Here is a 22,136-nt window from a genome sequence, read left to right as displayed (position 1 = left end):
TTCAGGAAATACTTGCGAATACCCGCGTGCAGTTTCTGCCGGCCGCCTTGGCCCGGTAGAGTGCTTCGTCGGCCCGGGCAAGCCATTGCTCGGGCTGTTCATCCGTCAGATGCATCGCCACACCGCAACTGGCGGTAACCGTCAGAGGTGTTTCACCGCCGTCCACTCGAATGCTTTCAATGGCAGCCCGAATTCGATCTGCTACGTCACGGGCTTCCTGCTCGTTGGTATGAGGCAGGAGAATGGCAAACTCCTCGCCACCAAAGCGATAGACCGTGTCGGAATTACGCAGGGCCTGCTCAAGCTTTTCTGCGGTGCGAGCGAGAATGTGGTCGCCAACCACGTGGCCGTGGTTGTCGTTAATCAGTTTGAAGTGATCCAGATCGCACAGGATCAGGCTCCAGGGGGCGCCGTGTCTGTCCGCCATGGCGCTGGCGCGCTGGAGCGCCTCATCCAGTGCCCGTTTGTTGCCAATGCCTGTCAGGGAATCCGTCAGTGCGGTCTGTTCGATGGCAATGAACTGGCAGGCATTGCGAATATGGCAGATCGCACCGGAGAGCATCATCTCGATACCCGTCAGTTCCTCTTCGCTGAATCGCTGGCGACGGTGTAACGTCAGAGTGCCATACTGGTGACCTTCCAGAGAGAGACGGTACTCGCAGCGATGGGGCCCACCCATGCCAGTGGAAAAAACGAAGTCCTGACGGGCGATGCGGTGCCTGTAATTGAGGGAGTCGAAAGGCACCATGTCTGTCATCTCCTCCGCCAGAATCGACAGTTGCGCCTCGAGGGAGAGAGTGGTGCTCAGGCGTCTGGCCAGCCGGGCCATGACATCGGAGGTGTTGTTCCAGTCCTGGAACGACTGCTTCAAAGCGGCAAGCCGCGCGGGGCGGGAAGTGTTTGGCCGGATCGATGTCAGGTTTTTCACAGTAGGACGCTCTGCTGGTGACAAAGTGATTTGCTGTACCAATAAGCAGAAAAAATGCCATAAGATAAAAAGCCAATAAAAACAACAGAAAAGCGCCTCCTGTTAAAGTCGATTCCATAAACTGGCAGATAATATTTGCCTGGTTGTCAAAATTCCGGCAGCGGGTTGCCGGTTCTGAAGACGTGCAATCGAAATGTCGGACAAAGGGGTGGGGCTGCCAAAAGCCTGTGATAAACTCCTGCGCTTGAATGTACCAAGCGAGCTGTCGATTTATGAGATTTCAGGCACCGGAAAGCCTATCCGAACAAATTGCCCAGCATCTGGGGCAGCGCATTGTTGTTCGCGATCTCAAGCCGGGAGAGCGAATTCAGGAGCTCAAGGTCGCCGGCGATCTGAATGTCAGCCGCGGCTCCGTGCGTGAGGCTCTGCTGATTCTGGAGCGGCGTCATCTGGTTGAGATCTATCCCCGGCGCGGGGCGGTGGTGTCGGAACTGACGATAGGCTCGGTGAATGCCCTTTACGATATTTACATCGATCTGTTGTGCATGTTGGCTCGCAAGGTGCTGGAGCGTTGGCCAGGTGAACAGCTCGGCGGCATGATGGGGCAGGTTAATGAAATGCAGGCGGTTATTGATGCCCTCAACTCCAATGCGCCCGATGCCGCTGAGCGGGTTATTGAAGCGGGGTTCGGGGTCATGCAGTATGCCTACCGTCTGGTTGACAATCCCTTTCTTGAGGAAACCCTGGAAAACTTCCGTCCCGCCATCAGCCGGACCTATTACGTGGCGCTGGATCATTTCCGGAGCGAGATCGCAGAAACCGGTACCTTCTTCCGTCGTCTGGCCGATGCTGCCGTTGAGGGTGATTCCGAGCGTCTGCAGCGGGTTATTCAGGACTTTGGCGAGCATCAGCGCCACCAGGTTCTGAGCATTCTCACGGAGGAGACCGCCTGATATGCGGCTGAAATCCATCAAGCTCGCGGGATTCAAATCCTTCGTTGATCCCACTACGGTGCCTTTCCCCTCCAACATGACCGCGGTGGTGGGCCCTAACGGCTGTGGCAAGTCCAATATTATCGATGCTGTTCGCTGGGTAATGGGTGAAAGTTCCGCGAAGTACCTGCGTGGCGAATCGATGACCGACGTTATCTTCAACGGTTCCAGTGCCCGCAAGCCGGTGGGGCAAGCGTCTATTGAACTTGTTTTTGACAACAGCGACGGTTCCGCGCCTGGCGAGTTTGTGAAGTTCAATGAAATTTCAGTGAAACGCCGGGTATCCCGTGAAGGGCAGTCTGAATATTTCCTGAACGGTTCCAAATGCCGACGCCGCGACATCACCGATCTGTTCCTCGGCACCGGTCTCGGGCCTCGCAGTTATGCCATCATCGAGCAGGGCATGATTTCCCGGCTGATTGAGGCGAAACCCGAGGAATTGCGGGTGTACATCGAGGAAGCGGCGGGCATTTCCAAGTACAAAGAACGGAGGCGGGAAACCGAGAACCGCATTCGTCGCACCCAGGAGAACCTGGAGCGGCTGACAGACCTTCGCGAAGAGCTTGGCCGTCAGCTGCAGCACCTGGAACGACAGGCGGCAGCTGCGGAAAAATACAAAGCCTACAAACAGGAAGAGCGCGAAAAGAAAGCCGAGCTGACGGTGTTGCGCTGGAAAGCCCTGGATGACGATCTTCAGACCTGGCGCGGTAAAATCCGCGATACCGAGCTGGAACTTGAAAAGTTTCTGACCGAAAGGGTGAACCTGGAAACTTCCCTGGAATCGCTCCGGGAAGACCACCATGAACGGACCGAGCACTTCAACCGGGCCCAGGCCCGGTACTATGAGGCCGGGGCCGACATCGCCCGTATTGAGCAAAGCCTGGAACACCAGCGCGAGCGCAGCCGACAGACTGCGGCGGAGCTGGACCAGGCCATGGCCAACCAGCGTGAGTTAGGCCGCGAACTGGAGCAGGATGAAGAAAAACTGGCCTCTCTCCAGGAGGAGCTCGACATGATCGAGCCCGAGCAGGAGGCCCTGACGATACGTTCAGAGGAATCGGCCGAGAAGCTCCAGCAGGCAGAGGAGGCCATGAGTGACTGGCAGCACCGCTGGGACGAATTCAGTACCCGTTCCTCAGATGCCCGCCGCCAGGCCGAACTGGCACAATCCCGCATCCGCTCTCTTGAGGACGCCATAGAACAGCTTAAAGCCCGACAACAGAAACTGAGGGACGAGCAGGCGCTTCTGGACGGGCAACTGGACCGCTCGGAGCTGGAGCAACTGCTGGAAGAACAGGAAACCCTGGAACTGAAAAGGGAAGAAGCCTCAGAGCGTATTCAGCAATTGCAGGATCAGGTGTATTCCAGCCGACAGACGCTGCGCGAAGCCGAACAGAGTTCATCGGAATATCGCCAGACGGTTCAGAGCCTTAAAGCCACGCTGGAGTCCCAGCAGGCACTTCTGGACGAACAAATGGGCGCAGGCGACGATGCCTTGCAAGCCTGGCTGGCCGATCAGGGGCTGACCGACGCGCCGCGACTTGCTGCGAAATTGTCGATTGAGGACGGCTGGGAGTTTGCCGTGGAGCAGGTCATTGGCCGCTTCACTCAGGGCCTCACATTGCCGGAGTTTGATCAGCTGGCTACGGCGCTGGAATCGGCACCCAAAGGTTTTGCCGTGGTCAGTGACGGTGCAGCCTCGCCTTCAACCAATGGTTTGGCGGCCAAGGTAAGCGGTGTCGCAGGGATCAGCCAACTGCTTTCTGCGGTTCACGCTGCCGATACCCTTCCCGAAGCCATGGCCAACCGCGCTGGACTGGCGCCCGGTGAGAGCATCATCACCCGGGACGGTGTCTGGCTGTCCCGGGACTGGTTGCTGATGCCTGACTCTGACACCGCTCAGGTCGGTGTGATTGAGCGGCAGAAAAAAGTGGCGGAATTACAGGCAAAGCTCGCGGAAGCGGAAGCCAGGCTGGAGCAGGCAACCGAGCAACTCGAGCAGCTGCAAGAAAAGGCTGAACGTGCGGAAACCGCACGGGACGAGGCCCAGGCACGCCACAGTGACATTGAGCGGGAGCTTGGTGCTTTGGCATCCCGTGCCAGCGGCCTGAAAGCCAGGGCAGAACAGATTGACGCCCGGCTGTCCCGGATCGGGGAAGACATTGCAGACGTAGACCTGGCTCTGGAAGAGCAGCAGGCCAACCTTCAGGAAGCCCGTGAAGAGTGGGACATCGCACTTGCATCCAGCGAGGACAGCGATGAAGAGAAAGAGCAGTTGCTGGAGCAACGGGATTCTCTTCGGGAAAACCTCGACCGCCTGCGCCAGGAAGCCCGGCACGATCGTGATCACGCTCATCAGTTGCAACTTCAGTTGCAGACGCTCCAGAGCCAGCGCGACGGACTGCAGCAAACCATCGACCGGATGCAGATGCAGAAAGAACGGCTTGAAGAGCGACTGGATGTCCTTCGGGAATCCCGGGAAAGTGCCGAGGAGCCTATTGAGGATCTCCAGTTGCAACTTGAAGGCTTGCTGGAACGACGACTGGCGGAAGAAGAAAAGCTCAGTGCCGCCCGGGATGCCCTGGAAGAGATTGATCGACAGGTTCGTGATCGTGAACAGGGGCGGAGCCGAACCGAACATCAGGTTCAGGAAATCCGGGCTCGACTGGAAAAACTGAAGATGGAATCCCAGGCCCTGGAAATTCGGTCCGGCAACCATATTGAGCAGCTCAAGGAACTCAACGTTAAGCTCCAGGAAGTGCTCGAACAGCTGCCAGAGGATGCTGAAGAAAAGGTCTGGGCCGAAGAGCTGGAGAAAATCGGTAACCGTATTCAGCGCCTGGGAGCAATTAACCTCGCGGCCATTGAAGAGTATCAGGTACAAAGCGAACGCAAGACCTACCTGGACGAACAGCACAACGACCTGATGGAAGCGCTGGAAACCCTGGACAATGCCATCCGGAAGATTGACCGGGAAACCCGGCAGCGCTTCAAGGAGACTTTCGATCAGGTGAATGGCGGCCTGCAGGCCCTGTTCCCGAAAGTATTCGGTGGTGGCAATGCCTATCTTGAGTTAACCGGGGAAGACCTGCTGGAAACTGGCGTGGCCATTATGGCCAGGCCGCCGGGCAAGAAGAACAGCACCATTCACCTGTTGTCAGGGGGTGAGAAGGCGCTGACGGCCATCGCGCTTGTGTTCTCGATTTTCCAGCTCAATCCTGCGCCGTTCTGTATGCTGGACGAAGTAGACGCGCCGCTGGATGACGCCAACGTGGGCCGCTACGCGAATATGGTCAAGGAAATGTCGAAACAGGTTCAGTTCATCTACATTACCCATAACAAGATCGCCATGGAGATGGCGGATCAGTTGATGGGGGTCACCATGCATGAGCCAGGCTGTTCGCGGCTGGTGTCTGTGGATGTGGATGAAGCCGCCGCACTGGCGGAAGCCTGATGCGCGCAAAGGTTGGCGAAATGCTCGCCAACCATGACAATAACGCCATCTGGGCCCGGTGTGCGTTGTATTCATTACGGGCTTTTCTTAGAGTAGCAACGTTCCAAACTGCAAACAGGACAGCAGCATTATGTCACTTAGGGAATGGTTAATTGCCATAGGTACCCTGGTTATTATTGGAATTGTGATTGACGGTGTGCGCCGTATGCGGCGTGCCCGGAAGGAATCCATGGCCATTTCGTCTGGTATGGGCGCAGACGAGCTCAAGGATTCCCCGCTGGATGATGACTTCAACCCGGAATTGCCCAATGGCGGCGCCCGCACGGTTTCCCGTTCGACACTGGAAGACCGGGGCTATCTGAAGCGCGATATGTCCGCGCCCGTAAGTGCTGATCAAGAAGACGATGTAACCCCGGAATCCGGCTGGAGCGCCCGGGACGACGATGAGGATGACGGCATCCTGAGTCCGCCCAGGGTTGTGAAACCGGAAATAGAAGAACCCGAGTCCCTTGATCCCGAGGAAACCAGCACTCCGGAACCAGAAGCGGATAAACCGAAAACCAGGCCCACCCGGCCTGAAAAGGCCAAAGCCGAACCCGAACCCCGAGCGGAAGAGCCGCTGGTGGTTACTACCGAAGTTGAGGAAGATACCGCCCGGCGAACGCCCCTCAAGCCGCGGAAGAACCAGCCACTGGCTGGAGCCAATCGCCCGGAGGCCAGGGAAGTGCTGGTGATCAACGTGTTGGCCCGCAGCGGCGAGCAGTTCCAGGGCAGCAAGCTCAAGAGCCTGTTTGAGGCCTGCGGCCTGGAGCATGGCGATATGGACATTTACCACCGCCATGAATCCGAGGACACTACCACGCCTGTGCAATTCAGTGTGGCCAATGCCGTGGAGCCGGGTACCTTCCGCCCGCAGGACATGGCGGGCCTCAGTACTCCCGGTATCAGTTTCTTCATGAGCCTGCCGGGGCCCACCAATGCGTTGCAGGCCTTCGAATTCATGCTTGAAACTGCCCAGTGCGTAGTCCGAAACCTTGGTGGCGAACTGAAAGATGAGCGCCGAAGCGTAATGACGCCGCAAACCATTGAGCACTGTCGTCAGCGCATTCGTGAGTTTGAACGCAAACAACGCTCCCAGCGAGCCTAGCAGCCTGTCCGGACCCCAGAACCGATGACCAACGTTCCCGAAACTATCCGGAAGCGCGTGGACTCTCTGCGCGCTACTCTCGAAGACCACAATTATTACTATTACGTTCAGGACGACCCCAGGATCCCCGACGCCGAGTACGATCGGTTGTTTCGGGAGTTGCAGAAGCTGGAAGCCGAACACCCGGAACTGGCGACAGAGGATTCGCCGACCCGCCGGGTAGGCAGCAGCGCTGAGACCAGTTTCGAGGAAGTTACCCATCGCCTGCCGATGCTGTCGCTGGATAATGCCTTCAGTGAGGACGAACTCCGGGATTTTGACCGTCGGGTTCGTGACCGGTTGGGAGAGGACGGGGCCATTGAGTATGTCTGTGAGCCCAAGCTGGACGGTCTCGCCGTCAGTCTGCACTACGAAAACGGTACATTAACCCGTGCCGCGACCCGGGGTGACGGCTATACCGGCGAAGATATCACCGCCAATATTCGCACCATTCCGTCGGTACCTCTCAAGCTGCGTGGCTCGGGATACCCGGATCTTGTTGAGGTCCGCGGCGAGGTGTACATGCCCCGTGCCGGTTTCGAGAAGCTGAATGAGCGCCTGGCAGAGCAGGGCGAGAAGACCTTTGTAAATCCCCGCAACGCTGCTGCCGGAAGCCTGCGCCAGAAGAAATCGACGGTAACCGCCAGGCGCCCATTGGAACTGTGTGCCTACAGTATGGCGGTAACTGATGAAAGTGTACTGCCTGAAACTCATTGGGACAGTTTGCAGCTTGTCAGGGACTGGGGGTTCCGGATCAATCCGGAAATGCGCAAGGCCGAGGGCGTGGAAGCCTGTCTGGATGCCTACAACGAATTGATGGCCAAGCGCGACAGCTTGCCCTATGAAATCGATGGCATTGTGTTCAAGGTAAACCGTCTCGATCTTCAGCAGGAGTTGGGTTTTGTTTCGCGCGCCCCGCGTTGGGCGATCGCCCACAAGTTTCCGGCCCAGGAAGAGCTGACGATCATTGAAGATGTGGAATTCCAGGTGGGCCGAACTGGAGCAGTAACCCCGGTAGCCCGCCTGAAGCCGGTGTTTGTCGGCGGCGTGACTGTGTCAAATGCAACCCTGCACAATATGGATGAGATCCGACGCCTGGACGTTCATATCGGCGATACGGTGTTCATTCGCCGGGCCGGCGATGTTATCCCGCAGGTAGTGAAGGTGGTGCCCGAAAAGCGCCCGGCCAAGGCGCCGATGGTTGAAATGCCCGAGCACTGCCCGGTCTGTGGCTCGGATATTGTCCAGATTGAAGGAGAAGCCGTTGCGCGGTGTTCGGGCGGTCTCTATTGCCCGGCTCAGCGCAAGGAAGCGATCCGGCATTATGCCTCCCGGAAAGCCATGGATATTGAGGGCCTTGGGGACCGCTTGATCGAGATGTTGGTGGACGAAGGTATGGTCAGCACCGTGGCGGATCTTTACCGGCTGACGAAATTCCAGATCGCAAGTCTGGAGCGTATGGGCGACAAATCTGCGGCAAATCTTATTGCCGCCATCGATCGCTCCCGTGAACCGGTGCTTTGGCGGTTCCTTTATGCACTTGGTATTCGTGAAGTGGGTGAGGCCACCGCCAAGGGCCTGGCAGCCCATTTCGGCACGCTGGAAGCGATTTCCGAAGCGGATGAAGAGTCTCTCCAGACGGTGCCTGATGTCGGGCCTATTGTGGCCGGTCATATCCGGAGCTTCTTTGATCAGCCCCACAATCAGGAAACACTGGCGGCTCTGAAAGAGGCAGGTGTCACCTGGCAGGAAGAGCAGGTGCTTTCGGCGGATGAACAGCCCCTCAATGGTCAGACCTGGGTATTGACCGGCACTCTCTCAGGCATGACACGGGATCAGGCCAAGGAAAAGCTTGAGCAGCTCGGTGCCAGGGTTGCTGGTAGTGTCTCCAAAAAAACCGCCTGCGTTGTCGCAGGCGAGGCCGCCGGCTCTAAACTGGCCAAAGCCGAGCAGCTGGGGGTGCCTGTGTTGGACGAGGAAGGGCTGGCCAACCTGCTACGGGAGCATGGTCTGGAGGCCTGAGGGCAGCTGGCCAAAGAATCTGAGAACTCGCGCAGGTCGCTCCGGATTCAAATTGGCTACCATGGCGTTGATCTGTAACGGTGTGTAAACCGGGTGCCAGGCACCCGGGCACGGCCATAACAATAACGTCATGAAACGGATTTTTGCATGCGCGCCGATTTGTTCTCCCGCTCAACCGCCTCGGGCCGCCTCCTTGGTGTTGCCCTGATTGCCCTGGCAGCGACCGGCTGCAAGACCGAAAAAGATCCTGACCAGCCCACCTTGTTGGGGGCCCCGCCAACCACCGCCTATCTGGGGGTCGAGTATTACTACAACTGGGGCGCCTATGGCGGCGAAAGCATTCTCGATTACTCCCTGACCAATGCGCCATCCTGGCTTGCGCTGGAAGACACCAGCAATAAGGCCCGTCAGGGTATTATCATGCGCGGTGTGCCTGGGTTATCCGGGGGCAACCGGGGTGAAGCTGATCTTGGCCAGACCGAGAATATCGAGATAGTCACCACGGACGGCCGCATGGCGGGTTTTCAGCCGTTTGATATTGAAGTCAAGCGAAACGTAATTACCCTCGACGGAGCCAACCTGAAAGAAGGTGAAAGTCAGGCGTCTGAAGATGAGTCGGAAGAGCGGTGTGCGGTGCCTGAGCTGGATGCCGGTTCCTATTCTTACGAGCTCCAGAAGTTCACGGATGAGGGCGCGCCGGATGGAACTGAGTCAGTCACCTACCCAACCAAGCGCGCGTATGTAAAAGTAAATCTGGATCAACCCTCCGTTACCGAAGTCAAAATCGCCTTTGAGCTGCGTTCTGATTTCGACCCAACTGCCTGTGACAATGACGAAACTGATCCCGCCCATCAGGACTGCAAATATAGCCGCGCCAACACCGGTGCGATTATTATCGGCGAAGACCTTGTTGCGCTCAGCGACGAACTGAATCACCCCGTTGATAAAGAGGGTAACCCCCTCGAATACGTCGAATATGACACGACTGGCAATACGATAACCGGCGGTGTTGTGACACTGAAGCCCGGTCTTACCGAGTGCTACATTCCCTTTGAAGTGGTTGACGACCTGATTCCCGAGCCAACAGAAGTGGCGACCATGGTTCTGACCGAAGTACGCCAGGGCATTGCCTCCCTGGGCAATGGTAGCGTTGAGGTCAAGGCCAACCTTTCAATTGAGGATAACGAGCCGCTACTCAGCATAGAAACCGTCAATGGTGGTAGTCGCGATACGATCAATACCGAGACGACTCGTGAGTATCGCGCCATTCTCACGGGTGACCGTAAAACCCTGTTCAGAGCCAAGCTGACAAGAATTGGTGAGCTGACCGGTGTTGTCGAGGACGAGACTTTCGAGATTGTTGAGAAGAATGCTCAGGGTACCTACGACCCAATTGAGGAGCTGGTATTCCCGCTGGAGCAGGATGAAATCACCTTTGGTGTGCGTGCGCTTGTTTACAACAATCTTCAGGATGAATTGGACGACAACGCAGCGCCTATTGGCGTCGATGTAAATTACCAGGCTGGCCGGGCCGGATATGCGAGGGGCGAGTCTGAAACACTGCTGAGGCTGAACCTGAACCGTCTGATTGAACCGCTGGTCTGGAGTGATGGCTTTATGGCAACGGATGTGTCGCTGGGCCATGAGGGCCGGGTGTTTGTTGCTGGTTACCTTCCAGGGAACAATCAGGTCCAGGTCCGCATTTATGATCAGGCGGGTACGGAGCTGCAGATTGTTGAGGTGACAGACCCGGCGATAGCGCTGCAACCTTCAGACGTATTCCTGGACGTTGGTGTACGAACGGTCACTGAAAACAATAACCGTGTGAATCGTTATGAAATTGCCGTTGCTTTTAGCTCTGACCAGGCAGAACCGGGTGCTCCCGTTGGCGGGTCTGATGCGGTAACGGCCCTGTTCCATTATGACGGTGCTTCGGGGAACTATCTTCCGAGCTGGACCGGAAACAATATCTTCAGAATTGGCACGCCGGCGGACGATTCGGTGCGATGGGTGGGCATTAACGGCACCACTGGTTATGTTTTGGTGGGCGGCGAAACCCTCGGTGCCTGGAATACCGATGCCTACCTGGGCGGCACCGACAGTTTCCTGGCCCGCATTGATACGGCGGAGAACGCAGGGGCTCTGGAGCCGACCCTGGCCTGGACACGGCAGGTTGGCTCATCAGGTGATGAGACGGTGGTCGGTGGTAGCTCACAAGGCTCGCTGGCTCTGCTGTTCGGGGCTTCGCCAATGACGCTTGATGGCCTCGGAAATGTTGGCCCGTATTTCTTCAATGGCAACACCGGAGCGTCACCGACCGTGTATCAGGTGGGTGAAGACAGTTCTGAATCGCTCGGGGACGGTCTGTATGGTGGTGCCGGGGTGGTGCTGGTCGGCGACGCACCCTATAGCTACCGATTCCGTGAAGCTCAGCCAGAGGATGCCGGTACCGAAAATGCGGAGGATGAGATTATTCGCTCGCGGTTGGATAATCGGGCCGGCTTTGTTTTGGGATTCAATACGTCAGGCGAACCTCTGAGCGCGTACACCGTTGATGATGCGGGCGATCTATCCAACGAATTCCTGACCAGTGGTGTCCGGTTTGACGGTGATATTGTGGTGTCGGGCAATACCAACGGGAGCTTTGTTGAAGGCCAGGCGGCGCCGGTGACTGGCACAGAGAGTATCCTGGCGAGAGTGGATACATCCGAATCTGGCGTAGCCTTCCGCAACTGGCGTAGGCAACTGGCATTCGAAGGTCTGGACATTCTCGATCTGGAGAATTACCGCGACGATGAAGTGGTGGCGTTGGTAAACCGAAATGGCGAAAGGATGCTGCTTGTTTTCAGCCCGGAAGGTGAGTTACTGACACCGATAACGCCGTAATCCTCCGGGTTGCAGGTCCGGGGTGGGTCAGACTGCCCCTTCCTGTCGCCCCGCATTGGCATAGAGCTTCAGGTAGTCGGTGCTGGTGACCACGCCGGCGGGTTGTCCGGCAGCATTGATGACCAGGGCCGCATTCAGCCGGTGAGCGAGCATCAGGCGTGCCAGTTGATGGGCATCGGTTTCGGGAGATGCAGTCAGAAAAGCCGGAAGTTCAATGTGAATCAGGCTTTGGTTCAAAGCTTCCGAACTGTTCTCGTGAATCCACGAAAGAAGCCATCGCAGGTCGATCAGGCCTGCGACATTGTTATCCGAGAGCACGACCAGATGGTGAACGCCGTGTTCTTCCATGGTCTCCAGTGCCTCTGCGACGGTGGCAGAAGCAGGAACCGAAAACTGAGCTGGCGAGCTGATGTCGGCGACGGGCAGGTAAACCCTTTCCTCCCGACGTTCGCCCGCAGCAGCGGCACCATACTCCTGAAGTGCCCGGAAGCTGCTACCACCGCCGCCGCTGTGCACGGCCTGCTGAAACTCGGCGTCGGTAGCCTCGCTGTGTTCGGCAGAAATGGACGCAGACTCCGACAGCTCGGTGACATCGCCCACCCGGCGACTTCGGAACGCTTCGGGTAACCGGGTCCCGATCGGGCGTCCGGGTTCACTGACGAAAATGGACATGGTTCCACCTCTCCGGGGATTTCCCCTTTACTGCCACCTTATGAAGGTTTATCGGCCGCCGGACCGTTCGCTATAGCTCAAGTTTATTACTATACGGTTAGTTGGTTCCGGTAAAGGCGTCCCGTTTCCACACGACGGGCGAGCCGGGTATTCAGGCAGGCCGGTTGCTGGCAGATCCGGTCGGCCAGATATTCCGCCAGCAGGGGAGCCCACACCAGGCCTTTGCTGCCGAAACCGGTGAGCAGATACACGCCGGTCCGGGATATCTCATTGTTGTCGGGGCACGGACCTGCCACCGGCTGATAGTCGTGTGTGGCGCAGCGGAATGCGACGCGTCCTTCCAGGTGTTCTGCCTGTATGTGCTCTGAGATGTTTATGGAGGGCAGCAGTTCCCGAAGCTGGTCCAGGTTTTCCTGATGTCCCTCGGGCGTTGGTTCGGGGTTATCGTCGCGAAGATCAAATGTGGCACCGGTTATGGCACTGCCGTCATAAGCGGGGTTCAGGTATTTGGTGCCACAAATGACTACGTCTGGAAACCGGCAGCCGTCTGCGGGTATACGAGTGACCTGTCCGCGAATGGGCTTGAGGCGCAGCGACTGACCCTCAGGTACAGGCGCGAGGGCAGTGCTTTCATGGCCGGCAGCAACCACAACCTTTGCGGCTCTGAGAGATCTCCCGTCACTGGCCTGAATGACCCAGTGGCTGTCTGTCCACCTCAGCGTATCGGCCTTGAATCCGAAAATCGTGCGGATGAGCGGGTGCTCAATCAGCGTTTTGCACGCACGGGCCGGTTGTAACCACCCGGAACCCGGAAACCATAGCCCTTCGCACTGGACCGGTATGCCGGCAATACGACTAGCTTCTGTGGGTGATACGGCAGCCAGCAGGCTTTCGGGGTAGCTGCTGCGTTCCAGAAACCGCTTTTGGCGATCCTGCTCCTGGTCTGTGGCTGCGAGCTGCAGCAACCCGCATGGGTACCAGAACTCGCCCTGCCAGCGTTGGTAGAAGCGCTGACTGAAGCAAAGCGCGGTGGCTGCGAGCTCTGTCTGGTCGTTGTACTCGACACCGAGTTTTACATACAGGGCGCCCTGGTCATTACCGGAAGCTCCTGCACCGGGGCCACAGGCCTGGTCGGCAAGCACCACCGGAACGCCCCGTTCCGCCAGGTTGCGGGCCAGAGCGGCACCGGCGATCCCGGCGCCAATGATGACGATGGGGTCAGTTCCGACAGTGGGGGCAGTGACCTCTTTCGACGTTGGCAGTCTGCCGGTCAGCATTTCCCGCTTGCGCCCGAAGCCGGGAACTTTAGCCATCTCAAAGCCTTCATCTGCCAGCGCACGACGAACCCTGCCGACCGAGGTGAAGGTGGCCAGGGTGGTGCCGGGCTGGCTGTGAGCCCGGATCTGATGAATGGCTTTTTCAAGCCACATGTCCGGGTTCAGCGACGGCGCAAATCCATCAAGGAACCAGGCGTCGGCCACGAATTCCAGTTCGTTCCAGGCGTCCAGTACATCGCCAAAACAGAGGGTAAGCCTGATCGCGCCGCCTCCAAGTACAAGGCGGTGAGTGCCTTTGATCAGTGGTGGGTAGTTGTCAATCAGCTCCCGTGCCAGGGGCTGCAGCCCCGGCCAGCTCTCCAGGGCCTTTTCCAGATCAGCCAGAGCCAGGGGGTAGCGCTCCACCGAGATGAAGTGAAGAATTGCGTGGTCTTGATCGTCAGGCCGTTGAGCCAGCCACTCGGCCCAGGTTGCCAGGAAGTTGAGCCCGGTGCCGAAACCTGTCTCGGCGATCACAAAGTGGCTGTTCCTGTCGAGTTCGGCGAAGCGCCCGGGTAGTCCATTTCTTTCGATGAACACGTAACGGGTCTCGGCCAGGCCGTCATCTCGGCTGAAGTAGACGTCGCCAAAGCGGGCTGATTCAGGCACTCCGTCTTGCCATATCAGCTCCGCCGGTTCCATTGCTGGCGGACGAAGGTCGGTGATCATGGAACTCAGTTGTCTTTTGTGATTTCTTCGGCGGACTCGATAATGACCGGGCTCACGGGAACATCGGCCATTCCGCGCTGGTAGCCGGTCTGGACTCCTGCGATACGATCAATCACACCCATGCCCTCGGTCACCTTTCCGAAAACCGCATAGCCCGGGCCCCGAACTCCGGCGTTCAGGAAATCATTGTTGGCCACATTGATGAAAAACTGGCTGGTGGCAGAATCCGGTGCATTGGTTCGGGCCATGGCGATGGTGCCTCGGAGATTGGGCAGAGTGCGGGTAGCTTCGTTCACGATGGGAGCTCGGGTCTGTTTACGCCCCAGGTTCTCATCGAATCCGCCGGCCTGAACCATGAAGCCGGGAATCACTCGGTGAAAGATGGTGCCATCGTAAAAACCGCTGTTTACGTAAGCCAGAAAGTTTTCCACGGTTTTGGGCGCAACATCGGGCCGAAGCTGAAGCACGAAAGAGCCCTCTGTCGTGACAAAACGGACCTCAGGAAGTGCCGGTTCCTCGTTTTGCGCCACGGCTGGTGAGGTGGTCAGCAGAGTGGCAACGAAGGCAAACAGGACAGACATCACAATCGGGACGAGTTTTACGGGATTTGTCATTTCAAGGCAGCTCTCTGTTACAGGTGGTGACCAGAATACTGAGATAATCCGGTTATTACGTAGTTTGTGCAGATCTTAACAGATCATTACGCCATTAAGGGTAAATCAGAACAGCACGCTCAGAGGTTGTGGGCTACGCTTCACTTGACTGTTGAATACCGGGCCGGGTTGTACGGTGATCACTGATACTGCAGGAGGAATCTGGTGAGAATCCGTCAGGGTTTTGAAGAGAAATCCCGGCTTGGCCGGCTTTTGATCAATCGTGGCTACCTGTCTGAGGGTCAGCTGGAAGAGGGGCTTCGGGCTCAACGGGAGACCGGGCAGCGCCTCGGTGAGGTGTTAATTGCTGCCGGCTGGATCTCAGAGAGGGAACTCCACCGCGTACTCAAGCATCAGTCGCGTTACCGCAATGCAGCAGCGCTTGTCACCATGGTCACCTTGCCATTTCAGCCCTTGGTGTCACTGGCGTCTAGCAACACCAATGCAGCGCAGATAGGCGCCGGAGCGGGCGAACTCTACGAGCGGAGCGGACTCACACCCCTCTCGGAAGAGGAAATGTCAGGGGTGTCTGCACAAAGCGGTATTGGCCTGATGGAGCGCCTGGAGGCCGTGTCTTCCATGCCCGCCAGCGCCCGGGACGATCTCTCAGGAGAATCTCCCGATGTCGATGTGGTGGAAGGGATCAGACTGGCGGCAAATGTATTCGTGCCGGTGCTCAGCTTTCTGGATTCCGAGCTTACAATTACGGGTGTGCATTACCGGGACTCAGAGCCTCGCTACTCGCTACAGGAAGACGGAGGCCTGAGGCTGGCATTTCCCGAGCGTATCGAGGAAATCCGGATGGATAATATTCGCGTGATGGGCGGCCAGACTCCACCCATGGGCAATGTCAGCATTCGCGATATCCGCTTTCACCCGGATTCCCAGATGACCATCTATACGCGTTGAAGACCTTGCCCTGAAACGAAAAATGCCCGGAAGATCTCCGGGCATTTCGTTGTCTGTGAGCGATGGGTGTATCAGGCGCTGGCCAGAATATTGGTGCTTGAGACGTTGGTCTGCTGGCCTTTGGCACCATAGAGCTTCTGCTGGGCGGAAGCACCTCGGAAGATGTCGGTAAGGCGTGACAGGCGCTTTTGCAGGTGGCCAAGAATTCGGCCGTTGTTCTGATTCACGGCCTGGCATTCGCGCAAACGGGTGTCGGCTTCTTTCCAGAGTTGGTACAGCTCATCCATACCAGCGGCGCGAATGAAGCGTGATGGCTCTCCGGCATTGGGCTTGTAGCCCATATTCACCAGCAGGTGAATCTTCTTTTTGGCGCGGTCGCGTATGCCTTCAAGAATCTGTTTTTTCCGGCTGGTCATTTCCTGGAGGGGTTGGATATCCGCAGAGGAGAGCACGGATTTTTCCTGGTGGAGTACTTCCGCCAGCAACTCAAGCTGGCGGATATCTTCCTGAAGAATCGCTTTCAACTGTTCATGTGCAGTCATGCTTTACTCACCCGAAAATGCTTTTATCCATCTCAAGCATTTTCTGGGCCAGTTTCTGGGCATCTACCTTGTAGGTGCCGTTCTCAAGAGCAGAACGAATCTGTTCGATGCGGTCATCGTCCATTTCGGGGTAGTCCCCCAGCTTCTGCTCAAGTTGCTTCAGGTTTTTCGCCTGATTGCTCAGATTCACGTTTTCGCCACGGGCAGCGGGGCTCTGGGCCTTGGCTTGCTCGCCTGTGGGCGCCTGTGACGTTTGATTGCCTGAGGCTTTGTCGGCCGTCGTGCGCGTGGTGTTGACCTGGCCGGGGCCAATTCCATTTAAGTCAACTGACATATCAATACCTGCTTGCCTGGGGCCACACGAAAGTGGCGTATTCGGGTTTATATCTGCTTAACGGCAAATCCGCGCCATACTTTAGTTACAAAACGGAAAACATTTGCCGCTCTTGCTGTTTGCCGCCTTACATCGGAATTTCGACCCGCCCGGGTCCAACGGCACGAGCTTTGACTGTCCGGGACGAGCGGAGATTTTCCACCAGTACCTGTTCTCCAACGCCCGCGCTCGCCAGTGCCTTACCGCGAGATGATACCGAAAATGAGCCTGAGCGCGCGGTGATAATAACATGGTCACCCCGCTCAATCGCGTTGGGAGCTTCAAGGAGATCCGGGGTCATTACCGTGCCGGCGTTCACCGGGCGGCGCATCATCATGCCTGAAACGGACTCTTTGCGGGTGAGTACGCCGCGACGACTGGCATTGATCTGCACCGAATTTACGGTGACCAGATCCGGCGTCAGGCGCTCTCCGCGCGCCAGGGGACGGGCTGCTATCAGGGCGGGGCCATGAACCTCGACGCTGGTGGTAACGTACATTCTCCAGGGTCGCTCACCACTGCAGGAAACCAGGACCGACGGGCTGGTGGTCTGTAGCGGATCGCCCGCAAACTCGGCGTTCAGCCCCTGGTTGCAGGCAGCAAGGGCGATGCGGCTGTCGATAGCGCCAACTTCGTAGCGGCTCGTGTAGCCATCGGCAGCAAGGGTTCTGGACCACTCTGCCAGGAACGTCTGGGCAGCGTCACGGATGGCTTCAGCACTGGTTCTCTCTGAAGACAGAGTGATTGGGCTCAGTGATAGACACAATGCAGCCAAAAAGATGATTCGCATACGCACCGGTTTGTCCTATGCTGTCTGTATCTGTGGATTTTGTCGAAACACGTTAAGGATTCGGGTTGTCGGGCCGTTAACCCTTAACAGGTTTGCAGGCGTCAAAGATTTGTCTTGGACAGGCCTGAAAACACCTTGCAAAGGTCAAAGCAATATTGATGCCGGTATAGGCACGCCAGGAGTAAAGCATCATGGCAGGGGTATTAGACAGCGTTAACCAGCGCACCCAGCTAGTCGGTCAGAACCGGCTTGAGCTATTGCTGTTCCGTTTGCGGGGGCGGCAGTTGTACGGCATCAACGTATTCAAGATTAAGGAAGTTCTTCAGTGCCCGAAACTGTCGTCGATTCCCAATAGCCGGAGCGTCGTCAGAGGCGTCTCCCACATTCGTGGTGAGACCATTCCCATTATTGATTTGAGTATGTCGATCGGTCTGCCGGGTATTCCGCAAGAGCAGTTGTCTACCAGTTTCGTGATCATCACCGAGTACAACCGTAAAACCCAGGGCTTTCTGGTAACGGGCGTAGACCGGATTATGAATATGAACTGGGAAGATATCTTGCCTCCGCCGAAGGGCGCAGGGAAGGATGTCTACCTGACAGCGGTGACGAAGATTGATGATAAGCTGGTAGAAATCATAGATGTAGAAAAGATTCTTGCAGAAGTTTCTCCGCTCAGGGAAGATGTTACGGAGGAGTTGGTTGCCAGGAGTGCCGAACGTGTGCCGGGCCACTTGCCTGTGCTGGTGGTGGATGACTCTTCGGTGGCTCGTCGGCAGATCGAGCGTTGCCTGACCGCTATAGGAATGGAAGTGGTTACCAAAAACGATGGCAAGCAAGCACTGCACTATCTCAAAGAGATAACTCAGGATGGATCGCGCGCAAATGATCACCTGTCTCTGATTATCTCTGACGTTGAGATGCCGGAAATGGACGGCTACACCCTGGTTACCAGAATCAAAGAAGATGCGGCTCTGAAAGAAATGTATGTAATGCTGCACACCTCGCTGAGCGGTGTCTTCAACCGGGCGATGGTGCAGAAGGTGGGCGCAGACGATTTCATGGCGAAATTCAGCCCGGATGAGCTGGCCGAGCGAGTAATGGAAATTATTGATCAGCACTGATGCTCGGCTGATGGTTTCACCCACGAAGAGATCCAATGAAAGCGGACATAACGCCCCAGGAATACGAAGCCTTTAAAAAGTTCCTGCAGGATGCGTGCGGCATCCTGCTGGGTGATAACAAACAGTATCTTGTAAAGAGCAGGCTTCGGCGCATTCTCGAAGAAAACAGCCTGAATTCCCTTGGAGAGCTTCTGGAACGATTAAAGAGGCCTGGAAGGGCAGGCTTGCGCGAGGTGGTCATCGACGCGATGACGACCAACGAGACACTTTGGTTCAGGGACAACCATCCGTTCCGGATTCTGCAGGAAAAGCTCTTGCCAGAGTTTGCCGAGCGCAGTTCACTTCAGCCGTTAAGAATCTGGTCTTCCGCCTGTTCTACTGGCCAGGAGCCATACTCCGTAGCCATGGTGATTGACGAATTCCGCCGCTCCCGGCCGGGTAAGCTGCGGGATGTAAAAATCACGGCAACGGACATTTCCAAAAGCGTGCTGGAGGTTGCCCGCAGAGGCGAGTATGAAATGATCGCCATTGGCCGCGGGCTGTCCCCGGAGCGTCAAAAGCACTTTTTTACCCCCTCGGCCAACGGTGGTTGGCAGATTCGACCGCAAATCAAGTCCATGGTGGAATTCAAGGAATTGAACCTGCTGGATCGATACATGCTTGGCAAGTTCGACATCATCATGTGCCGGAATGTGCTGATCTATTTCTCAGCGGAGCTGAAAAAGGACATTCTTACCCGGCTGCATGGTGCTCTGAACCCCGGAGGCTATCTGATTCTTGGTGCTTCTGAGTCTTTGAACGGGCTTCCCAATCTCTACGAAATGGTCCAGTGTCACCCTGGCATCATCTATCGCAAAAAATAGCCGGGAACTGTTCAATGCGGAGTAGGGGACCGATGTGGAGAATCTGAACCTCCGACATCTCTATTATTTCTGGGTTATTAGCTGCGAAGGCTCTATTGCCCGAGCCAGCGAGGTACTCGACCTGGCTCCCCAGACCCTCAGCGGCCAGCTTGCGACCTTTGAGGGAGCAGTGGGCGGCCGGTTATTCAGCCGCGAGCGCCGGCAACTGGTACTCACAGAACTCGGCCATATGGTTCGCAGTTATGCCGATGAGATCTTCGAGCTGACCGGTCAGTTGTCTGAAACCCTGAGGGCGGGGCCTGAACATCGGCCGCTTTCCTTGTCTGCAGGCATATCGGCGTCTATCCACAAACTGATCGCCTATTACCTCCTTCACCCGGCGATGAAGCTGAACCGGCCCGTGCAACTGGAATGCCGGACCGGCCGGACGGAAGACCTTCTTCTCAGCCTCAAGCGGAAGGAGCTGGACGTGGTACTGACCGATAGAATGCCCCAGGCAGAATCTCCCGAGCGTTTCGCGGTTCATCCGCTATCCCGGTCTACCATCAGTCTGTTTGCTGCACCCGAACTGGCGGAGAAGCTCAAAACCGGCTTTCCTCACTCGCTCAATCACCAGCCGTTACTGGCGAACGCTACCGATGCGCCGTATTTCGAGAAACTGATGCACTGGTTCAATCTCAATAATGTCCGAATGAACCTGGTTGCCCGAGTCGATGACAGCGCCCTTATCAAGGTGTTTGGTCGGGAGGGACTTGGTGTGTTCGCGGCGCCTACGATGATTCAGGATGAAGTGTGCCGTCAGTATCAGGTGGCTCTGATTGCTTCGCTCGATGAGGTGACGGATCAGCTGTTTGCGGTCTCCCGAAGCCGAAAGCTGGCCCATGAGGGGGTAAGGGCAATCTGCGAGGCTCGTCAGGGGATCTTTGAGCGCTAGGCTTCAAGCTGTTAAAGCATCGAAAAATACGATGTTTTCTGCTTAATAAAACTTATTTTATCGAAGCCTGCACTGCTCCATTATGGAATCGTATTCCGCAGTATCCAGAGGAGCGCAGCTATGAAAACGATTCACAAGTTCAGACTTGAGCCTGGTAAAGAGCCTACCACCCTGACCTTGAGAGAGGGTTATGAAGTGGTGCGCTGCGAGTATCTGGTGCCGCACAAAGCGGTCTTCCTTTGGGTACAGCAGCCTTTGAATGTAACCACGCCTACGGTGGAACGGCAGTTCCGGGTGGCAATGTCGGGTGAGCCGGTTCCCGATCGGTTCCAGTACATTGATACCGCGCTTGACCCGTTCGGCCCTGAGGCCTATCACGTCTTCGCGGTGCCGGCAGGTGAATTACACCTCACTGGTAATGGCCACGAGCGGGCCAGCGATGAAATGCTGGGTGGCGCTGGGTGGCAAGGGCGTTACGCGTCCTGAATATGATCGCTAGCAAGCAGCGTTGCACGCGCTCTTGGGCCCCGTCTGGGGCCCTTTTTACGTTTCAGGGGAGTGGTTTACCGGTAAGTGGCCGGTTTTTACCCAGATGACCGTCTCCTGTTCTACAAACGGATGATGTTGGCTCATATGCGGGCTGCGAATCCAGCTTCCTGGGGGATACCGGCCGTGTTCATCACGGAATTCGCCCGACAGCACAAAGATCTCTTCTCCACCAAAGTGACGATGCGGCTGAAACGCTTCGTTTGGCGGCCACTTCACCAGGGCAACGTGTTCGTGTTCGAATTCGTGCAAAGGCATAACCTGTAAGCCGCCAATGCCGGGTAGCCAGTGGCCGGAATTGGTATCGATTCTGACCGTCGCGGTATCTCTCGGGTCGAACTGATGGAGTTTGACCAGCAGGGTGCAGCCCTCTTCGCTGAACGGTGCATGACTGCTGCCCGGAGGATTCCGGATGTAGGTGCCGGCCGGATAGTGGCCGGTCTCGTCGGAAAAAACGCCTTCAAGCACCAGAATCTCTTCACCCAGAGGGTGTTCGTGGGTAGAAAAGGAAGAGCCGGGCTTATAGCGTACAACGCTGGTAGCGTGGCCCCGCTCGGCTTCCTCTCGGGCCAGTGGCTTGCGCTCAACGCCTGCGGCGGGGCTGGGGACCCAGCGCTGTTCGTGGGTACGAATAACAACGCGCTGGGAAAAATCCATGTTGAGCATAACGTGTCTACCTTCTGTCATTCACTTTATCAGAGCCTGAATGTCCCGGAAGTGTGGGTGCTTGCAGTGAACCATCCACTCGAAAGCCACCATTTCAGTGGTAACAATGCGAGCGCCGCTCTGGTGCAGTCGATCCAGGGCAACGTCCCGATCGAGTTCGCTACGGGACCCGGTGGCGTCGGCCACCACCCATACCTTGTAGCCGGCATCCAGGAGGCTCAGGGCGGTTTGCAGCATACATACGTGGGTTTCGCAGCCTCCGATGACAATATGTTGCCGGCCTTCTGGCAATTCATCGATGAGCCCGTCCGGGCAGGCGTCGAAATGGGTTTTCGCCAGGGTTGTGGAGCAGAGCTCCTTAACGCCTTCAAGATTCGGCCCAAGCTTTTCAGGTAGCTGCTCGGTTGCAATCGCAGGAACGCCAAGCAGTCCGGCGATGGTTGCCAGCGTAATGCAACGCTCAGCAACCGCATCGCCTTCGCTAATGGCAGGCATCAGCCGTTCCTGGACATCAATGAGCAACAGGGTGGATTGGTCAGCTTTCATCAGCATGGTCATTCTCCTGGACGTGTTGAGCGGGTTTCCTGAAAGGATACGTCATGGATCCGGGGTTT

At 56.8% G+C, this 22,136-nt stretch carries 19 protein-coding genes; 10 read left to right on the top strand and 9 right to left on the bottom strand.

Going from position 1 to position 22,136, the window contains the following annotated elements:
- Position 1 precedes the first annotated feature (1 nt).
- A complete protein-coding gene (locus QPL98_RS03765; protein ID WP_022992465.1) occupies positions 2 to 928 on the bottom strand; it encodes a GGDEF domain-containing protein in 927 nt (308 codons plus the stop codon).
- 272 nt (positions 929 to 1,200) lie between these two features.
- Here QPL98_RS03765 and QPL98_RS03760 point away from each other — a divergent pair, with 272 nt between their 5' ends.
- The 5 genes from QPL98_RS03760 (at position 1,201) to QPL98_RS03740 (ending at position 11,468) form a co-directional block, all read left to right on the top strand.
- Positions 1,201 to 1,881 carry a GntR family transcriptional regulator gene (locus QPL98_RS03760; RefSeq protein ID WP_278350001.1) on the top strand — a complete coding sequence of 227 codons (681 nt, stop codon included), beginning with the start codon at positions 1,201 to 1,203 and terminating at the stop codon, positions 1,879 to 1,881.
- A 1-nt stretch (position 1,882) separates the two neighbouring features.
- The gene (gene smc, locus QPL98_RS03755) at positions 1,883 to 5,374 is read left to right on the top strand and encodes a chromosome segregation protein SMC (protein WP_153740164.1); all 3,492 of its coding nucleotides are present in this window, start codon (positions 1,883 to 1,885) and stop codon (positions 5,372 to 5,374) included.
- Positions 5,375 to 5,504: 130 nt separating this feature from the next.
- Positions 5,505 to 6,521, top strand: coding sequence for a cell division protein ZipA (gene zipA, locus QPL98_RS03750; protein WP_153740163.1), 1,017 nt, complete (start codon positions 5,505 to 5,507; stop codon positions 6,519 to 6,521).
- A 24-nt stretch (positions 6,522 to 6,545) separates the two neighbouring features.
- On the top strand, positions 6,546 to 8,582 hold the full coding sequence (gene ligA / locus QPL98_RS03745) for an NAD-dependent DNA ligase LigA (protein WP_303292704.1): 2,037 nt from the start codon (positions 6,546 to 6,548) through the stop codon (positions 8,580 to 8,582).
- A gap of 147 nt (positions 8,583 to 8,729) precedes the next feature.
- Positions 8,730 to 11,468, top strand: a complete 2,739-nt coding sequence (locus QPL98_RS03740) for a hypothetical protein (protein ID WP_303292703.1) — start codon at positions 8,730 to 8,732, stop codon at positions 11,466 to 11,468.
- A gap of 27 nt (positions 11,469 to 11,495) precedes the next feature.
- Here the strand turns inward: QPL98_RS03740 and QPL98_RS03735 are convergent, their stop codons facing one another.
- The 3 genes from QPL98_RS03735 to QPL98_RS03725 all read right to left on the bottom strand — a co-directional run bounded on the left by QPL98_RS03735 (position 11,496) and on the right by QPL98_RS03725 (position 14,739).
- The gene (locus tag QPL98_RS03735; RefSeq protein WP_014421707.1) at positions 11,496 to 12,140 is read right to left on the bottom strand and encodes a CBS domain-containing protein; all 645 of its coding nucleotides are present in this window, start codon (positions 12,138 to 12,140) and stop codon (positions 11,496 to 11,498) included.
- 89 nt (positions 12,141 to 12,229) lie between these two features.
- Entirely contained in the window at positions 12,230 to 14,125 is a 1,896-nt protein-coding gene (gene mnmC / locus QPL98_RS03730; RefSeq protein ID WP_303292702.1) for a bifunctional tRNA (5-methylaminomethyl-2-thiouridine)(34)-methyltransferase MnmD/FAD-dependent 5-carboxymethylaminomethyl-2-thiouridine(34) oxidoreductase MnmC, read from the bottom strand.
- 5 nt (positions 14,126 to 14,130) lie between these two features.
- Positions 14,131 to 14,739, bottom strand: a complete 609-nt coding sequence (locus QPL98_RS03725) for a peptidylprolyl isomerase (RefSeq protein ID WP_303292701.1) — start codon at positions 14,737 to 14,739, stop codon at positions 14,131 to 14,133.
- Positions 14,740 to 14,943: 204 nt separating this feature from the next.
- Here QPL98_RS03725 and QPL98_RS03720 point away from each other — a divergent pair, with 204 nt between their 5' ends.
- Positions 14,944 to 15,687, top strand: a complete 744-nt coding sequence (locus tag QPL98_RS03720; protein ID WP_303292700.1) for a pilus assembly protein PilB — start codon at positions 14,944 to 14,946, stop codon at positions 15,685 to 15,687.
- A gap of 71 nt (positions 15,688 to 15,758) precedes the next feature.
- On the opposite strand, the gene QPL98_RS03715 is transcribed toward QPL98_RS03720, so the two are convergent.
- From QPL98_RS03715 to flgA, 3 genes are all read right to left on the bottom strand, one after another.
- On the bottom strand, positions 15,759 to 16,229 hold the full coding sequence (locus QPL98_RS03715; RefSeq protein ID WP_303292699.1) for a flagella synthesis protein FlgN: 471 nt from the start codon (positions 16,227 to 16,229) through the stop codon (positions 15,759 to 15,761).
- A 7-nt stretch (positions 16,230 to 16,236) separates the two neighbouring features.
- Positions 16,237 to 16,563 (bottom strand): flagellar biosynthesis anti-sigma factor FlgM, encoded by a 327-nt coding sequence (gene flgM / locus QPL98_RS03710; protein ID WP_011784682.1) that lies wholly within the window; start codon positions 16,561 to 16,563, stop codon positions 16,237 to 16,239.
- A 127-nt stretch (positions 16,564 to 16,690) separates the two neighbouring features.
- A complete protein-coding gene (flgA, locus tag QPL98_RS03705; RefSeq protein WP_226374319.1) occupies positions 16,691 to 17,392 on the bottom strand; it encodes a flagellar basal body P-ring formation chaperone FlgA in 702 nt (233 codons plus the stop codon).
- A gap of 191 nt (positions 17,393 to 17,583) precedes the next feature.
- Here flgA and QPL98_RS03700 point away from each other — a divergent pair, with 191 nt between their 5' ends.
- The 4 genes from QPL98_RS03700 (at position 17,584) to QPL98_RS03685 (ending at position 20,796) form a co-directional block, all read left to right on the top strand.
- Entirely contained in the window at positions 17,584 to 18,513 is a 930-nt protein-coding gene (locus tag QPL98_RS03700; RefSeq protein WP_303292698.1) for a chemotaxis protein CheV, read from the top strand.
- A gap of 35 nt (positions 18,514 to 18,548) precedes the next feature.
- The gene (locus QPL98_RS03695; RefSeq protein ID WP_011784685.1) at positions 18,549 to 19,376 is read left to right on the top strand and encodes a protein-glutamate O-methyltransferase CheR; all 828 of its coding nucleotides are present in this window, start codon (positions 18,549 to 18,551) and stop codon (positions 19,374 to 19,376) included.
- Positions 19,377 to 19,410: 34 nt separating this feature from the next.
- Positions 19,411 to 20,310 carry a LysR family transcriptional regulator gene (locus QPL98_RS03690; RefSeq protein WP_303292697.1) on the top strand — a complete coding sequence of 300 codons (900 nt, stop codon included), beginning with the start codon at positions 19,411 to 19,413 and terminating at the stop codon, positions 20,308 to 20,310.
- A 120-nt stretch (positions 20,311 to 20,430) separates the two neighbouring features.
- Entirely contained in the window at positions 20,431 to 20,796 is a 366-nt protein-coding gene (locus tag QPL98_RS03685) for a hypothetical protein (protein WP_011784687.1), read from the top strand.
- 57 nt (positions 20,797 to 20,853) lie between these two features.
- Here QPL98_RS03685 and QPL98_RS03680 read toward each other — a convergent pair whose 3' ends face one another.
- Both QPL98_RS03680 and QPL98_RS03675 read right to left on the bottom strand, forming a co-directional pair.
- On the bottom strand, positions 20,854 to 21,522 hold the full coding sequence (locus QPL98_RS03680; protein WP_303292745.1) for a cupin domain-containing protein: 669 nt from the start codon (positions 21,520 to 21,522) through the stop codon (positions 20,854 to 20,856).
- A 21-nt stretch (positions 21,523 to 21,543) separates the two neighbouring features.
- Entirely contained in the window at positions 21,544 to 22,074 is a 531-nt protein-coding gene (locus QPL98_RS03675) for an isochorismatase family protein (RefSeq protein ID WP_153740153.1), read from the bottom strand.
- Between the last annotated feature and the right edge of the window lie 62 nt (positions 22,075 to 22,136).

Origin of the sequence: Marinobacter sp. ST-43, assembly GCF_030541085.1 — a bacterium.
GTDB lineage: Bacteria > Pseudomonadota > Gammaproteobacteria > Pseudomonadales > Oleiphilaceae > Marinobacter > Marinobacter nauticus.
Note: the sequence above shows the minus strand (reverse complement) of the source record. Positions and strands in the feature narration are given on the sequence as shown.

What these genes read in the sequence shown, in the direction of transcription:
- QPL98_RS03760 (WP_278350001.1), top strand. Translation starts at nt 1,201, where the DNA reads ATGAGATTTCAGGCACCGGAAAGCCTATCCGAACAAATTGCCCAGCAT.
- smc (WP_153740164.1), top strand. Translation starts at nt 1,883, where the DNA reads ATGCGGCTGAAATCCATCAAGCTCGCGGGATTCAAATCCTTCGTTGAT.
- zipA (WP_153740163.1), top strand. Translation starts at nt 5,505, where the DNA reads ATGTCACTTAGGGAATGGTTAATTGCCATAGGTACCCTGGTTATTATT.
- ligA (WP_303292704.1), top strand. Translation starts at nt 6,546, where the DNA reads ATGACCAACGTTCCCGAAACTATCCGGAAGCGCGTGGACTCTCTGCGC.
- QPL98_RS03740 (WP_303292703.1), top strand. Translation starts at nt 8,730, where the DNA reads ATGCGCGCCGATTTGTTCTCCCGCTCAACCGCCTCGGGCCGCCTCCTT.
- QPL98_RS03735 (WP_014421707.1), bottom strand. Translation starts at nt 12,140, where the DNA reads ATGTCCATTTTCGTCAGTGAACCCGGACGCCCGATCGGGACCCGGTTA.
- mnmC (WP_303292702.1), bottom strand. Translation starts at nt 14,125, where the DNA reads ATGATCACCGACCTTCGTCCGCCAGCAATGGAACCGGCGGAGCTGATA.
- QPL98_RS03725 (WP_303292701.1), bottom strand. Translation starts at nt 14,739, where the DNA reads ATGACAAATCCCGTAAAACTCGTCCCGATTGTGATGTCTGTCCTGTTT.
- QPL98_RS03715 (WP_303292699.1), bottom strand. Translation starts at nt 16,229, where the DNA reads ATGACTGCACATGAACAGTTGAAAGCGATTCTTCAGGAAGATATCCGC.
- flgM (WP_011784682.1), bottom strand. Translation starts at nt 16,563, where the DNA reads ATGTCAGTTGACTTAAATGGAATTGGCCCCGGCCAGGTCAACACCACG.
- flgA (WP_226374319.1), bottom strand. Translation starts at nt 17,392, where the DNA reads ATGCGAATCATCTTTTTGGCTGCATTGTGTCTATCACTGAGCCCAATC.
- QPL98_RS03700 (WP_303292698.1), top strand. Translation starts at nt 17,584, where the DNA reads ATGGCAGGGGTATTAGACAGCGTTAACCAGCGCACCCAGCTAGTCGGT.
- QPL98_RS03695 (WP_011784685.1), top strand. Translation starts at nt 18,549, where the DNA reads ATGAAAGCGGACATAACGCCCCAGGAATACGAAGCCTTTAAAAAGTTC.
- QPL98_RS03685 (WP_011784687.1), top strand. Translation starts at nt 20,431, where the DNA reads ATGAAAACGATTCACAAGTTCAGACTTGAGCCTGGTAAAGAGCCTACC.
- QPL98_RS03680 (WP_303292745.1), bottom strand. Translation starts at nt 21,522, where the DNA reads ATGCTCAACATGGATTTTTCCCAGCGCGTTGTTATTCGTACCCACGAA.
- QPL98_RS03675 (WP_153740153.1), bottom strand. Translation starts at nt 22,074, where the DNA reads ATGCTGATGAAAGCTGACCAATCCACCCTGTTGCTCATTGATGTCCAG.